A 13,790-nucleotide genomic window follows, 5' to 3' on the forward strand; every position below is an offset into this window, starting at 1 on the left:
GTTTTGCATCCTCGCTGCCGTGCCCCGGACGCAGCGCAGCGCCCCCTTCGGCGGTGCGCGGCAGAGCCGGGGCCCATGTCTCCGCGTGTACCGTGTTGCCGCTTGGGTCCCGGCTCTGCGCAGCAACGCTGACCCGTTGCCGCTTGTCCGGGACACGAGCGCATTCGCCTACCGTCTCGGCGCCGCCGCCGGCTTCGGCGGTTCGGGCGGCGGTGCGGGCTGTGACGAGTTGCTGGCGCCGAACAGCACGCGGGTGGGGTTGCGGTCGAAATTGTTCACGGCGCGGCTGATGTCGCCGAGGGTGCGGCGGCCGTCGGCCATCAGCGCGCCGGAGCGCTTGTCGAAATCGTCGGCGAGCTCGCGGATCGACTTCACCGCCTGGAACAGTTCGCCGCCGTCCTTGCCGCCGGCCAGCGTGTTGAGGCCGAGCATGAGATTGTCGGCCTTGAGCATGACGCCGTCGACCTTGGCCATCACGCCGTCGATCTTCTCGGAATTGCGCGCCAGCGAGTTGGTGAAGGTCTCCAGATTCTTCAGCGAGTTCTTCACCGATTCCTGATTGTCGGCGACGATCTTGTTGACGTTCTGCAGCGTGGCGCGGATCGCCTCGGTGACGTCCTGCAGCTTGTTGGGATCGGCGGTGAGCGTCGGGATGCCGTCCTGGTCGAGCGGCGGCGGGGCTGCCGCCTCGTCGCCGCCCTTGAGCGAGATCGCGGCGACGCCGGTGAGACCCTGGAATTCGAGGCCGACCAGGGTGTCCTTGCGGATCGGGGCGTTGTTCTCGATCATCGCGAGTGCGACAACCCGCCGCGGATTGTCCAGCTTCACCGAGACCACTTCGCCCACCCGGATACCGTTGAAGTTGACGCTGCCGCCGTTGCGCAGGCCCGCCGCCGGGCCCTCGAACACGACACGCAAGGGGCTGCGCTGCTTGGTGGTATGCAGCGACTGAAACCACAGCACGAAGCCGATCGCCGCGGCGATCACCGCCAGCGTGAACGACCCGATCAAGATGTAGTTCGCCCGCGTTTCCATCAGGTGCTCCGGCTACTCAAGTCATGACCGCGCGGGCGCGCTTGCCATGGAAATACTGCCTCAACCAGGGATGCTGCGAGGCCTGCATGTCGGCGATCGACCCTGCCGCAATGATCTTACCGTTCCCTAAAACGGCGATGCGGTCACATGCTGTGTATAGGCTGTCGAGATCGTGGGTTACCATGAAAACCGTCAGCCCCAAAGTGCGTTGGAGCGTCCTGACCAACTCGTCGAAGTCGCCGGCGCCGATGGGATCGAGGCCCGAGGTCGGCTCGTCCAGGAAGACGAGGTCCGGATCGAGCGACAGCGCCCGCGCCAGCGCCACGCGCTTGATCATGCCGCCGGAGAGCTCGGACGGAAAGCGCTCGGCCACTTCCGGCTTGAGGCCGACCATGGCGAGCTTGGCCATGGTGATCTCGTCCATCAGCCGCTGCGAGACCCGCAGATATTCGCGCATCGGAAACTGGATGTTCTGCCGCACCGTCAGCGAGGAGAACAGCGCGCCCTGCTGGAACAGCACGCCCCAGCGCCGCTCGACGTTGCGGCGCTGCGCGGTGCTCGATGAATCCAGGTCGACGCCGAACACCTCGATGGAGCCTGCGACCTTCGGCACGAGACCGATGATGGTGCGCGTCAGCACCGACTTGCCCGCGCCCGACGGGCCGACGAAGCCGAGGATCTCGCCGCGCTTGACGTCGAGGTTGAGGCCGTCGAGCACGCGCGTCGTGCCGAACTGCACGGTGATGCCGCGGACGCGGATGATGGGATTTTGAATCTCGCTTTGAATTTCTCTTTGAACTTCTCTTGCCATCGTCACATCCCGATCGAGGCGAAGAAGATGGCGAACACGCCGTCCATCACGATGACGAAGAAGATGCCCTTCACCACCGAGGCCGTGGTGTGCTGGCCCAGCGATTCCGCGCTGCCCTGCACGGCAAGCCCTTCGACGCAGGCAACGATGCCGATCACGGCCGCCATCACCGGGGCCTTGACGATGCCGACGATGAAATGATCGATCGAGATGGCGTCGCGCAGGCGCAGCAGGAAGGCCTCGGGCTCGACGCCGCCATAGAGCCAGGCCACCAGCCCGCCGCCATAGAGCGCGGCCATGGCGCCGAGGAAAGCCAGGATCGGCAGCGCCAGCACCAGCGCCATCATGCGCGGCAGCACCAGCACCTCGATCGGATCGAAGCCCATGGTGCGCAGCGCGTCGATCTCCTCGCGCATCTTCATCGAGCCGAGCTCGGCGGTGTAGGCGCTGCCCGAGCGGCCCGCGACCATGATCGCGACCAGCAACACGCCGATCTCGCGCAGCACCAGCACGCCGAGCATGTCGACCACGAAGATGTCGGCGCCGAACCGCCGGAAATGGAAGATGCCTTGCTGGGCGATGATGCAGCCGATCAGGAAGGTGATCAGCACGATGATCGGCACCGCGCGCCAGCAGACCTGCTCCATGTGGTGCACGGTCGAGGTCAGGCGGAACGAGCGCGGATGTATCAGCACGCGAAACCATGCCGCGAGCACGGCACCGAGCATGTCGACGAGGCCCGCGACCGTCCCGGCCAGGCCGGCCACGGTCCGGCCGATCTGCTCCAGCATGCCGGCGATGGTGATCGGGCTGCTGTCGACCACGGCCCCCGCCCTGACCCGCCGCACCTCGTCGACGAGGCTGGAATAATTGGCGGACAGCCCTGCGATCTGGGCCTCGACCGCGCCTTGGGTCAGGCTGCGGCGCAGCCGCTCGATCAGCCAGGCGCCGAAAGTGTCAAGCTTGGCGACTTCGGAGACGTCGATGAAGATGCTTTGGGGGCCGCCGGCGAGTTTCTCGGCGTCGGCGACCATCCGTTCCAGCGCCGGCGCGAAGCTCGCGGTCCAGGTCCCAGTGGCGCAAAGTGCCAGCGCGTTGCCCTTGGCAATCCGTTCCAGCTTCGGATCGCTATCCAAATGTCCGCTCCCGTACTGGGGCGGAGAAAATCACAGAGTTGCGCACGCGCCCTTACCCAGAGAAGGTATCCCCAAGTGGTTAATGTTAGTTGCTAGAGGTAACTAGCAGGTTCAGATTTCGCCAGAGTTCAAAATGACTTCCACGAAATTTGCCTCCCTGGCGGCGCGAATCGAGCGCTTCCCGATCGCGGGCAGCTTCACCATCAGCCGCGGGGCGAAAACCGAGGCCGTGACCGTCATGGTGGAGGTCAGCCGGGACGGGCTGACCGGCCGCGGCGAGTGCGTGCCCTATCCCCGCTATGGCGAGACGCCCGAGGCGACGCTGGCGGCCATCCAGGCCATGCAGCAGGCCGTCGCCGACGGTATCTCACGGCAGGCGCTCCAGGCCGCCATGGCGCCCGGCGCAGCCCGCAACGCCCTGGATTGCGCCCTGATCGACCTCGAGGCCAAGGCGGCGGGCTTGCGGGCCTGGAACTTGCTCGAGCGTCCGGTGCCGGGCGAGCGCACCACCGCCTACACGATCTCGTTAGGGGCCCCCGAGGCCATGGCGGAGGCGACCGCCAAGGCGGCGCACCGGCCGCTGCTCAAGATCAAGCTCGGCGGCGACGGCGATCCGGAACGGATCGCGGCGGTGCGCAAGGTCGCGCCCGAAGCCGAGCTGATCGTCGATGCCAACGAGGCCTGGACCGAAGCCAATCTGGAAGCCAACCTCGCCGCCTGCGCCGCCGTCGGCGTCATCCTAGTGGAGCAGCCGCTGCCGGCGGGCCGGGACGAGGCGCTGGCGCGGATCAAGCGGCCGCTCGCGGTCTGCGCCGACGAGAGCGTGCATGACCGCTCCTCGCTTGCACCCTTGCGCGAGCGCTACGACGCCGTGAACATCAAGCTCGACAAGACCGGCGGCCTCACCGAGGCGCTCGCGATGGCCGATGCGGCACAGGCACTCGGCTTCGAGATCATGATCGGCTGCATGGTCGCGAGCTCGCTGTCGATGGCCCCGGCCATGCTGGTGACGCCGCAGGCGCGCTTCGTCGATCTCGACGGCCCGCTGTTGCTGGCACGCGACCGCGACCACGGGCTGCGTTACGACGGCAGCCTGGTCTATCCGCCGGACGCCTCGCTCTGGGGCTGAGCCATGAGCCGGTGCCGCGCCGACCAGATCAGCAGCGCGCCGCCGGCGGCCATCGCGGCCATGACGTAATACAGGCCGTCACCGATGCGGGCGTAGATCGCGCCTGACGCGATCGAGGTGGTGGCGCCCAACAGGCCGTTGCAGGCGGCGTAATAGCCCTGCCCGCGTGCGATCTGATGCGGCGGCACGCGCTGCACCAGGAGATTCATCGTGCCGACGATGGTCATGCCGAAGGTGAAACCGTGGCCGAGCTGCACGATCGCGAGCAGCGCCAGCGGCGGCTCGTTGGCGGTGACGATCCAGCGCACCACGGCGCTAAGCCCGCCGATCGCGATCATGGTGGAGGGATGCAGCGAGAAGCGCGGCGACAGCGCGAACACGACGATCTCCGCGATCACGCCCAGCGTCCACAGGCCCGCGATGGTCAGCCCGCTGATCCCATGGAGCTGCCAGTTGATGGCCGAGAAGGTGTAATAGGCGACGTGGCTGCCCTGGATCAGCGCCGCCGAGACGATGACGGCCCAGAAGCCGGCATCGCGCAGCAGCGCCTTGCCGGCATGCCTCTCCGCCGTCTTGCGCCTGAGATCGTCGAGCGGCTGAAGCAGCAGGCTGGCCGCGACCGCAACGACGGCCCATGCGACGATGATCCAGATCAGGTCGCGCGCGGCGATGACGTCGACGAGATAGCCGCAGGCGAGCGAGCCGGCGGCGAAGGCCGCCGAGCCCCACAGCCGCAACGGCCCGTAATCAAGCCCGTACCGGGCGACGCCGCGCAGCGCATAGGCATCGGTCAGCGGCATCGTCGGCGTCCACATCATGCAGGTCAGCGCATAGATCAGGAACAGCGCCAGCGGCTGCTGCTGCAGGCCGACCGCCGTAAACCCGATCGCGGTCGCCAGCACCGACAGCATCATGGCCGCGCGGATCGCCTGTCGCTTCTCGGCAAAGGCGGTCACTTGCGGCAAGGTGGTGAAGCGGGTGATCGCCGGCAGCGCGTTGATCAGCCCGATCCAGGCCGCGTCGATGCCGATCGCCTTCAGCCACACCGGGAAGAACGGCAGATGCGTGCCCGAAACCGCGAACACGGCCGAATAGAACAGGGCGAGGCTGACGGCGAATCGCCGCTTCCTCGATGCCGCGATGGGGATTTGTGATTCGGACTGCATCAAACCAATTGCGATTCGGTCGATATCGTGGTGATCGTTACAGTAACGCGTAGTGATTTGCGCGACGAGATCGTCATGGCCAACGAAGCATTCGCCCTCTCGCCTATGTCTGCCCGCGCGGCCGAGCCGAACGAGCAGGATTACGACGCGATCCGCGAGGCCTTCATGGAGACCGCGCGCGGCCGCTGGTTCCTCGGCGAATACGCCAAGCGCAACCGCAATGCCGACACGCGCATGGTGCTCGACGCGGTCGCCAAGATCGAGGAAACCCTTGCGGCGCAGCGGCAACCCGTCGTCGAGGACCGCCTGCCCGAGGCGCTGGTAGAGATCCGCCGCGCGATCCGCGAGGCCGAGACCATTGCGCTTGCTGCGTTCGATCCCGCCGCGATCGAAGCCAGCCTCGCGCCGATTCCGCGCGGGGTGCGCATCATCAAGGAGATCTCCTGGCGCTGGCGCGAGATCGGCGCCGACGGGCGAATCTGCGACCTCATTGATTCGCAGCTCGCCTCGATCGAGGCCGCCTGCTGTCAGGCCCAGGCCATCGATCCCCGCGTCGAGCTCAGGATCGCCTTCGATCTGCTGAAGGATCGGGTCGAGCAGACCGAGGGCGGCGCAACGAAGCCGGCGGCTTCCCCGGCTCCGGTGCAGGAGGCGGCGGCCCCCGTTGCCGAAGCGCCGGTCGAGACCGCGCCGGAGGCGATGGCCACCGAAGCACCCGTGGCCTTTACGGAGACGGCGCCGGACGTCGCAGCAAGTGCCGCGCCTGAAGCCGCCGTGGAGACAGCCGGCGCCACCGAAGCGTTCGCCGCGGCCGAGCAGGCAATGGACACGGCGGTCGCGACGGAGATCGCGGCCGAAAGTCAGGTCGCTTTCGAAAACGCCGCGCTCGACCAAGCCGCGCCGGAACATGTCGCGCGTGCAGATGCCGCGCCTGAAGACGTCTCGTTTGAAGAGCCGGCAACTGAACCCACCGCCTTGTCGGACGTCGCCGACGCGCTCGCGCTCGATGCCGCCGCGCAGGCCGAGGACGATGCCGTGCTCGAGGCCATCGCGCTCGAGATGGCAGCCCCCGATCCGGAGTTCGACGAGATCATCGCACCGGCGGAGATGGACGCGGCCGTTCCGGAGCCTAGTCTCGCGGAGACCGCAGCGCCCGTCGCTGCCGAGCCGATCGCGCCTCAACCGGTCGTCGCTGCCGTGGTCGAAGAGCCCGCCGACGCACCGATATCGATGGACTCGCTCGCGCGCCTCACCGACGCCATCGCGGAGGCCGCCGCCGAGGTGAGGGAGCAGCCGGCCCCGGCGATGGCGGCCAGTGCCATCTTGGCCGCGGCCCCGGCTACGACGCTACCGACGCCCTCGCCCGTGCCGGAGCCCTCGCTCGGCGCCACCATCCTCGCCAGCGGCATTCTGCAAAAGCCCCGCGCCCCCGCCAACGACCCCCTGGCCCCGATCCGCCGCATGACCCAGGCCGAGAAGATCGCGTTCTTCTCGTAAACGGGCACGCTTGCTCACCCTCGTGTCCCGGACAAGCGAAGCGCAGATCCGGGACCCAGAGGCCGCAATCTCAGTCGCAGCATGGGCCCCGGCTCAGCAGCGCATCGTCGAAGAGACGCTGCGCTGCGTCCGGGGCACGAGCCCTTCAAATGTTCTCCTCGCTGTTTCAACAGCGTCATTGCGAGCGCAGCGCTGCGCTCGCAATGACGTGCTGAAGCAGCGGGCGTTACGCAATCACCCGCAATTCCACACCGCCCCGATCGGCGTGCGGGTCCAGCACGGGCCGAAGCTGCCGCCGTTGTAGCGGCCGCCGTTGAAGCCGGGGCGGCCGAAATAGTGCCACTCGCCGTCCCAGCGGTAATATTGCGGAACCGGGTCGATGTACCAGTGGCGGCGCTCGTTGCGCGCGAGGCGCCGCATCGCGTCCTTCTGCTTGTAGAGCGGGATGCTGTTGCTCAGCGGCTGGCGATAGCCGGGCAGGAACCCGTAGCCTTTCCAGACCGGCTTGGGACGCTTTTGCGCGGACTCGGCGGGCGCGACCGCCGGCAGCAGCGACAGGACGACGGCAACAAATAGACACATGAGGCGAGACATGAGGCGACAATAGACAGTCGGCTCGAGACACGCCATTCAAATTCGAGTGCGGGATGTTTCGCCGCTTCTGCTGATCGGCCGCGCCGGCTAGGCTGCGAGACCCGCACGAGCGTTGCGATCACGGCTTGCATGATCCGGAGTGAGTGAATGTCGGAGACCCCGCGCGTCGGCGCCTTTGCGATCGTTCCCAGCAACGATCTTCCTGCGGCGATTCCGTTCTGGGAACGTCTCGGCTTTGCGCGCACCGGCGGCGACGCCGGCTATGTCATCATGAGCGGCTGGGGATGCGAGGTGCATCTCACGCAGGCTGGCGATGACCCATGGCGCGTGCCGGCGCACAATCCCTTTGGCGTCTTCATCCGCACGCCCGAGGTCGAGGCCATCGCCGCGCGCGTCGACGATCTCATCATCCGTCCCGGCGGCGTGCTGCGGCACCGGGAATGGGGCATGTATGAGTTCGGCATCAACGGCCCTGACGGCCTCCTCGTTAGGATCGGCTGGCCCTCGGCGCTGATGAGGCCCGCTAGCTGATCACGCCCTTCCTGATCAGGAAGCAACCATAGCCCCTGCTGTCGCCGACCTGCACCACGCCGAAACCAGCCGCGGCCGCGCGATAGAAATCGGCGCGCGAGAGCTTGCCGGGACTGACCGGACCGCCGCTGGCGCGTTCGATCTCGGCGAGCACCGCGCGCTGCACCTCGGGTACGCGATCGGCATCATCGACCGGCATCATCACGCGCACCGGATCGGGATCGAAATCGTCGAGCGGATAGACCGACATGATGGCGCGGACGGCCGTCTCCATCGTCATGCCCGGCAACTGGATCAGCCACTGCGACGATGTGCTGCGAGCGATATGCGTGGCCGGGTGGTTGGCGTCGACGACCACGAGATCGTCGCCGTGGCCCATGGAGGCCAGCAGCCAGAGCAGGTCGGGCGTCAGGATCGGATCGATCGATTTCAGCATGTGACGGCGGCTCCTCTCAGCGATCGCTAACCATAGCAGGTTCCAAGCGTGATTCAGGTCACGTCCACCGCCATGGTGACAGGGATCACGGACCTCGCGCTCGAACGCGGCCAGGCTTGGTCGCAACCAATCTCGTATCGAGATGAGTGCCAAAGGAGCACGCCATGTTCCGCCTAAAGCCTTTTTTGATGACGGCCGGCCTCGTGGGAAGCCTGTTCGGCTTCACCTGCGGGCCCGTTTCCGCGCAAGTCGCCCCGGTCCAGCCTGCCCCCACCGCGCTGCAAGGCCCGGAGCAGCGGGTGGCGCTGGTGATCGGCAATGCGAACTACCAGAGCGCGCCGCAGCTGGCGAACCCCGACGATGATGCCCAGTCGATCGCCCAGTTCCTGAATTCCGCCGGCTTCGAGGTGGTCGCAGCGACCGACCTGACCCAGAACGACATGCTGCGTGTCGTCCAGGACTTCTCCGCCAAGGTCGCTTCGCGCGGTCCGAACACGGTGGCGATGGTCTATTACGCCGGCCACGGCGTGCAGCTCGCCGGCGAGAACTATCTCGTTCCGGTCGACGCCAAGGTCTCCAGCCCGACCGAGCTCGTCAACAATTCAGTGCGCCTCGTCGACGTGATGTCGACACTGGAGACGATCCCGAGCCGCATGCGCATCGTCATCCTCGATGCCTGCCGCAACAACCCGTTCCCTGAGGTCAACGACGCCGGCCGCGGCCTTGCCATCGTCGATGCGCCGAACGGCTCGATCGTCGGCTACTCGACCGCGCCGGGCGCCGAGGCGCTCGACGGCACGAGCGGCCACAGCCCGTACACGCAAGCCTTCCTGAACGTGGCGCGCGAGCCCAACGTGCCGATCGAGCAGCTGTTCAAGCGCGTCCGCCTGCAGGTCAACCAGACCACCAGCGGCGCGCAGATCCCGTGGGAGAGCTCCTCGCTCACGTCGGACTTCACCTTCTTCGGCGACACCGCTGTCGCCGCCAACCGCGCGCCGGTGAAAGCGCCGGTGGTGCAGATGGCCTCCAACCTGCCGAGCCGTTCGACGCGCCAAGCCTATGACTACGTCGTGTCCGAGGGCCGGCCGGAATATTATCAGGAGTTCATCCGGATGTATCCGCACGACCCGCTGTGCGACCATGTCCGCTGGCTGCTCAACAACATCATGATCTCGCAGGCCTGGCACAAGACCGTGCTGGCGAACTCGCCAGTCGCGTACAAGAGCTTCTATGACAGCTACGGCAACAGCCCGTATGCGCAGGTCGCGCTGAAGCTGCAGGCGCAGCCGAAGCAGATCCCATTGATGCAGGCGACCAAGTTCCTGGCGCCGCAGACCATTGCTCCGACCATCAAGATCGGCAATCTCGGCCAGCCGAAATACATGCCGCTGCTGCAGCAGGGCAATGGCGGCGGTCAGCTCGATGGCAACCTGCCGATCGTGCAGAAGCCGATCGACGGCAATGTCATCGGCAAGCCCGGCAATGGCGGCCAGATCGTCAATCTGCCGGCTGGCAACAACAACCAGCAGAACGGCACGCCGTCGCAGACCCCGGGCAAGATCGTCACCCTGCCCGCGCCGACCACCACCAACAAGGGCGGCATCGGCAAGATCGTGACGCTGCCTGCGACCAGCAACAAGCCGGACGGCGGCAACGTCAATGGCAAGCCGGGCAAGATCGTGAGCATGCCGGTGAACGTCGGCAAGGGCGGCTCGACGATCGACGCAAAGCCGGTCGTTCAGACCCAGAACCAGCCGATCCGCGTCAACAACGGCAACACCGGCATCGTGAAGCTCAACAACAACCCGGTGAACAAGGTGCAGAACAACGTGCAGACCAACCGTCCGCAGCTGAACACGATGCCGAGCCGCATGGTCAACAGCAACAGCAACTTCCGGCAGTCGATGAACCAGGCGCCGAGCATGAGCAATGGCGGCAATCGCCGCAGCGGCTTCATGCGCTGATCGCGCGAAAAAGGAGGTGCGCTCCCTCCCCCGCTTGCGGGGGAGGGTTGGGGAGAGGGTGCTTCCGCAACGGGACAATCCCCAAGACAAGACGAAGGGGCAGAGCGGTGACGCTCTGCCCCTTCGTCATCAGCCATTGAACGTCGTCATTCGGGAGGCGCTTCGCTCGCAATGACGAGGGGAGGTCTCGTAGGGTGGGCAAAGCGAAGCGTGCCCACGTCGTCTCTCTTTGGAATCACTGAAAGGTGGTGGGCACGGCGCTTTGCGCCTTTGCCCACCCTACGGCACTGGATTGCTTCGCCGAAAGGCGCGGGCCCGGAATGACGGCTAAGCCACCAGCTCGGCGAACAGATCCGCATCGACATTGCCGCCGGAGAGCACGATGACGACGTTCTTGCCGGCGACGTCGAGACGTCCCGCCAGCAGGGCTGCAAGACCCACCGCGCCGCCCGGCTCCACCACCAGCTTGAGCTCGCGATAGGCGAAGGCGACGGCGGCGCCGACTTCAGCATCGGAAGCCGTGACACCGCGCGCCAGCAGCTTGCTGTTGATCGCAAAGGTCATCTCGCCGGGGATCAGGGCCATCAGCGCATCGCAGATGGTGCGGCCCGCGGGCCCGTGCGGCTCGCGATGACCCGCGCTCAGCGAAATGCCGTGATCGTCGAACGCCTCGGGCTCGGCCACCACGATCTCGGCGAGCGGATAGCGCGCCTTCACCGCGGTCGCGACGCCCGCGATCAGGCCGCCGCCGGACGCCGGTGCCACCACGATGTCGGGGGAAAGGCCAAGCGTTGCCATGTCCTCCGCGATCTCGCGGCCGGCGGTGCCCTGCCCTGCGATCACGAACGGATCGTCGTAGGGCCTCACCAGCGTCGCGCCGCGCTTCTCGGCGATGCCGCGCGAGATCGCCTCGCGGTCGTCCTTGTCGCGATCATAGAGCACGACCTCGGCGCCGTAGGATTTGGTGCGCTCGCGCTTGGACAGCGGCGCATCCGCTGGCATCACGATGGTCGCCTGCATGTCGAGGATTTTTGCCGCCGCCGCCACGCCCTGGGCGTGATTGCCGGAGGAGAACGCGACGACGCCGCCGGCGCGCTTGTCCTGCGGGATCGAGAACACCTTGTTGAACGCGCCGCGGAACTTGAAGGAGCCGGTGCGCTGGAGCATCTCCGGCTTCAGGAAGACTTTGGCGCCAACCCGCTCGTTGAGCACCGGAAAGGACAATAGCGGGGTGCGGATGGCGTAGGGCGCGATCACGCGCGCTGCGGCGTCGATGTCGGCGGGGCCGATCGGGAGAAGCTGTTCGGTCATATCAGACCTTATCGCGGCCATCGAGCCGCGGGCAAGACACCTCCGCGCGAGGAATCTTCCCTTCAGGCGACGAAGCGCGGCTGTTCCGTGCCGTCCCGGCCCGGCAGCACGGCCCCCACCGCCTGGATGTTATCAACAAAAGCCCTCGCCGAGGCTTCCCAGGTGTAATTGGCGGCGAATTCGACACAGTCCTGCCGGGAGATATCGAGCGCCGCGAAGCAGGCGTTGCGCAGGTCGTGATCGAGGGCGCCGACCGGGGCGTCGCCGATCACGTCGCGGGGCCCCTTCACCGGAAAGGCCGCGACCGGCAGGCCGCTCGCCAGCGCCTCCAACAGCACCAGGCCGAACGTGTCGGTCTTGCTCGGGAACACGAACACGTCGGCCGCCGCATAGATGTCCGCCAGGGCCTCGCCGTGCTTCTCGCCGAGGAAGATCGCATCGGGATAGGCCTCTTCCAGCGCGGCGCGCGCCGGGCCGTCGCCCACGATCACCTTGGTGCCGGGCAGATCCAGGTCGAGGAACGCTTCGAGATTCTTCTCCACCGCGACGCGGCCGACCGACAGGAACACTGGTGCCGGCAGGCAGAGGTCGATGACGCGCGGGTGGAACACCTTTGTGTCGACGCCGCGGGGCCACAGTACGACATTGTCGAAACCGCGCTCGGCCAGCTCGCAGGCGAGCGCAGGCGTTGCCGCCATCACGGCACGGCTGGGGGCATGGAAGCGGCGCAGCGCCCGCCAGATCAGCGAGCCCGGAACCGGCACGCGGGCGCGGACATATTCGGGAAAGCGGGTGTGGAAGCTGGTCGTGAACGGCAGCCGGCGCTGGCGGCAATAGCGGCGGACCATCAGGCCGATCGGCCCTTCGGTCGCGATGTGGATGCTGTCCGGGCGCGCCTCCTCGATCAGCCTGGCAATGCGCGCCGGGCGCGGCATCGCCAGGCGCACGTCGCGATAGCTCGGCATCGCGAAGGTGCGGAACGATTGCGGCGTCAGGAAGGTGAACGCAACGCCGGAACCCTCGACATCAAGCCCCTCAGCCGCGTCCGCAAGCTTGGTCAGCGTCCGAACCACACCGTTGACTTGCGGGTGCCAGGCGTCGGTCGCGACCAGGATGCGCATCGGGCGGCCTCTGTTATGCGGCTCTGGCTGCGACCTGCGGGACGGCCGCCGGCTTCTGCAGATGATCCGCCCAGGTGATGATCTCGAAACGGCCGTCGTCGTGCTCGACCAGCGCGGTGCAGCTCTCGACCCAGTCGCCGCAATTCATGTAGCGAATGTCGCCCTCGTCGCGGATCACGGCATAGTGGATGTGGCCGCAGATCACGCCGTCGGCGTCGTAGCGCCGCGCCTCGGCGGCGAGCGCCTGCTCGAACGCGCCGATATAATTGACCGCGTTCTTGACCTTCTGCTTGGCCCATTGCGACAACGACCAATAGGGCACCTTGAATAGGCGGCGGAAGAAGTTGACCAGGCGATTCATCTGGATCGCGAAGTCGTAGGCCTTGTCGCCGAGATGGGCGAGCCAGCGCGCGTTCTGCACCACGAGATCGAAGATGTCGCCGTGGATGACGAGATAGCGCTTGCCGTCGGCGCCGGTGTGGACGGTGTTCTCGACCACGTCGATGCCGCCGAAATGCGTGCCGTAATAGTTGCGCAGGAACTCGTCGTGATTGCCGGGGATGTAGATGACCTTGGCACCCTTGCGCGCCTTGCGCAAAAGCTTCTGGACCAGATCATTGTGCGATTGCGGCCAGTGCCAGCTCGATTTCAGCGCCCAGCCGTCGACGATGTCGCCGACCAGATAGATCGTGTCGGCATCGTGGTAGCGCAGGAAGTCGAGCAGGAGATCGGCTTGAGAACCGCGGGCTCCGAGATGAACGTCGGAGATGAACAACGTGCGAAAGCGCCGCTCGGGGCCCTCGTCACTCACATCGTAACTTCCCATGCGCCAGCCTGTAACAATGTCCCGTGACAGGGGGATGACCGGTTGAACCCTTGAGGCAACTCTAGATACGAATCACGCCTGGCCTCGCCCTCCCTGCGAATATCAGTCGCATGCGACAATCAGGCGACGGCGCCGCAGAAGGCACTGGTTGACGCTACCCTCCCCTGGAGGGGGAGGGTCGATCGCGCGCAGCGCGAGCGGGGTGGGGTGATCTCTCCACTCGGGCACTGTTG

General features: G+C 66.5%; 13 protein-coding genes. 4 read left to right on the forward strand and 9 right to left on the reverse strand.

All coding sequences use genetic code 11. From position 1 onward, the window contains the following. Window positions 1-168 precede the first annotated feature (168 nt). Genes DCM79_RS17580 through DCM79_RS17590 form a run of 3 tightly spaced genes read right to left on the reverse strand, consistent with a single transcriptional unit; the run spans window position 169 to window position 2,982 of the window. Window positions 169-1,035 (reverse strand): MlaD family protein, encoded by an 867-nt coding sequence (locus tag DCM79_RS17580; RefSeq protein WP_257175558.1) that lies wholly within the window; start codon window positions 1,033-1,035, stop codon window positions 169-171. A gap of 16 nt (window positions 1,036-1,051) precedes the next feature. Beyond that, the gene (locus DCM79_RS17585; protein WP_373568081.1) at window positions 1,052-1,846 is read right to left on the reverse strand and encodes an ABC transporter ATP-binding protein; all 795 of its coding nucleotides are present in this window, start codon (window positions 1,844-1,846) and stop codon (window positions 1,052-1,054) included. A gap of 2 nt (window positions 1,847-1,848) precedes the next feature. Beyond that, window positions 1,849-2,982: an ABC transporter permease gene (locus DCM79_RS17590; RefSeq protein WP_257175559.1), complete on the reverse strand. Its 1,134-nt coding sequence runs from the start codon at window positions 2,980-2,982 to the stop codon at window positions 1,849-1,851. Window positions 2,983-3,115: 133 nt separating this feature from the next. Here DCM79_RS17590 and dgcA point away from each other — a divergent pair, with 133 nt between their 5' ends. Further along, window positions 3,116-4,111 (forward strand): N-acetyl-D-Glu racemase DgcA, encoded by a 996-nt coding sequence (gene dgcA, locus DCM79_RS17595; RefSeq protein WP_257175560.1) that lies wholly within the window; start codon window positions 3,116-3,118, stop codon window positions 4,109-4,111. On the opposite strand, the gene DCM79_RS17600 is transcribed toward dgcA, so the two are convergent. Continuing rightward, window positions 4,081-5,277, reverse strand: a complete 1,197-nt coding sequence (locus DCM79_RS17600) for a major facilitator superfamily domain-containing protein 6 (protein WP_257175561.1) — start codon at window positions 5,275-5,277, stop codon at window positions 4,081-4,083. The genes dgcA and DCM79_RS17600 overlap by 31 nt on opposite strands. A gap of 75 nt (window positions 5,278-5,352) precedes the next feature. Between DCM79_RS17600 and DCM79_RS17605 the strand changes: the two genes are divergently transcribed. Continuing rightward, window positions 5,353-6,774, forward strand: a complete 1,422-nt coding sequence (locus tag DCM79_RS17605) for a hypothetical protein (RefSeq protein WP_257175562.1) — start codon at window positions 5,353-5,355, stop codon at window positions 6,772-6,774. A 234-nt stretch (window positions 6,775-7,008) separates the two neighbouring features. Here DCM79_RS17605 and DCM79_RS17610 read toward each other — a convergent pair whose 3' ends face one another. Beyond that, a complete protein-coding gene (locus DCM79_RS17610; protein ID WP_257175563.1) occupies window positions 7,009-7,368 on the reverse strand; it encodes a hypothetical protein in 360 nt (119 codons plus the stop codon). Between the two features lie 147 nt (window positions 7,369-7,515). On the opposite strand from DCM79_RS17610, the gene DCM79_RS17615 reads away from it, so the two are divergent. Beyond that, entirely contained in the window at window positions 7,516-7,899 is a 384-nt protein-coding gene (locus DCM79_RS17615; protein ID WP_257175564.1) for a VOC family protein, read from the forward strand. Here the strand turns inward: DCM79_RS17615 and DCM79_RS17620 are convergent. Then, complete coding sequence (locus DCM79_RS17620) at window positions 7,892-8,335, reverse strand: RbsD/FucU family protein (protein WP_257175565.1); 444 nt, start codon at window positions 8,333-8,335, stop codon at window positions 7,892-7,894. The genes DCM79_RS17615 and DCM79_RS17620 overlap by 8 nt on opposite strands. A 164-nt stretch (window positions 8,336-8,499) precedes the next feature. Between DCM79_RS17620 and DCM79_RS17625 the strand changes: the two genes are divergently transcribed. Continuing rightward, a complete protein-coding gene (locus DCM79_RS17625) occupies window positions 8,500-10,299 on the forward strand; it encodes a caspase family protein (RefSeq protein WP_257175566.1) in 1,800 nt (599 codons plus the stop codon). A 327-nt stretch (window positions 10,300-10,626) separates the two neighbouring features. Here DCM79_RS17625 and DCM79_RS17630 read toward each other — a convergent pair whose 3' ends face one another. From DCM79_RS17630 to DCM79_RS17640, 3 genes are all read right to left on the reverse strand, one after another. Continuing rightward, window positions 10,627-11,610, reverse strand: coding sequence for a threonine/serine dehydratase (locus DCM79_RS17630; RefSeq protein WP_028137531.1), 984 nt, complete (start codon window positions 11,608-11,610; stop codon window positions 10,627-10,629). Between the two features lie 62 nt (window positions 11,611-11,672). Then, window positions 11,673-12,731: a glycosyltransferase family 1 protein gene (locus tag DCM79_RS17635; protein WP_257175567.1), complete on the reverse strand. Its 1,059-nt coding sequence runs from the start codon at window positions 12,729-12,731 to the stop codon at window positions 11,673-11,675. 13 nt (window positions 12,732-12,744) lie between these two features. Continuing rightward, on the reverse strand, window positions 12,745-13,557 hold the full coding sequence (locus DCM79_RS17640) for a UDP-2,3-diacylglucosamine diphosphatase (protein WP_257175568.1): 813 nt from the start codon (window positions 13,555-13,557) through the stop codon (window positions 12,745-12,747). Between the last annotated feature and the right edge of the window lie 233 nt (window positions 13,558-13,790).

It is taken from the genome of Bradyrhizobium sp. WBOS07, assembly GCF_024585165.1.
Classification (GTDB): domain Bacteria; phylum Pseudomonadota; class Alphaproteobacteria; order Rhizobiales; family Xanthobacteraceae; genus Bradyrhizobium; species Bradyrhizobium japonicum_B.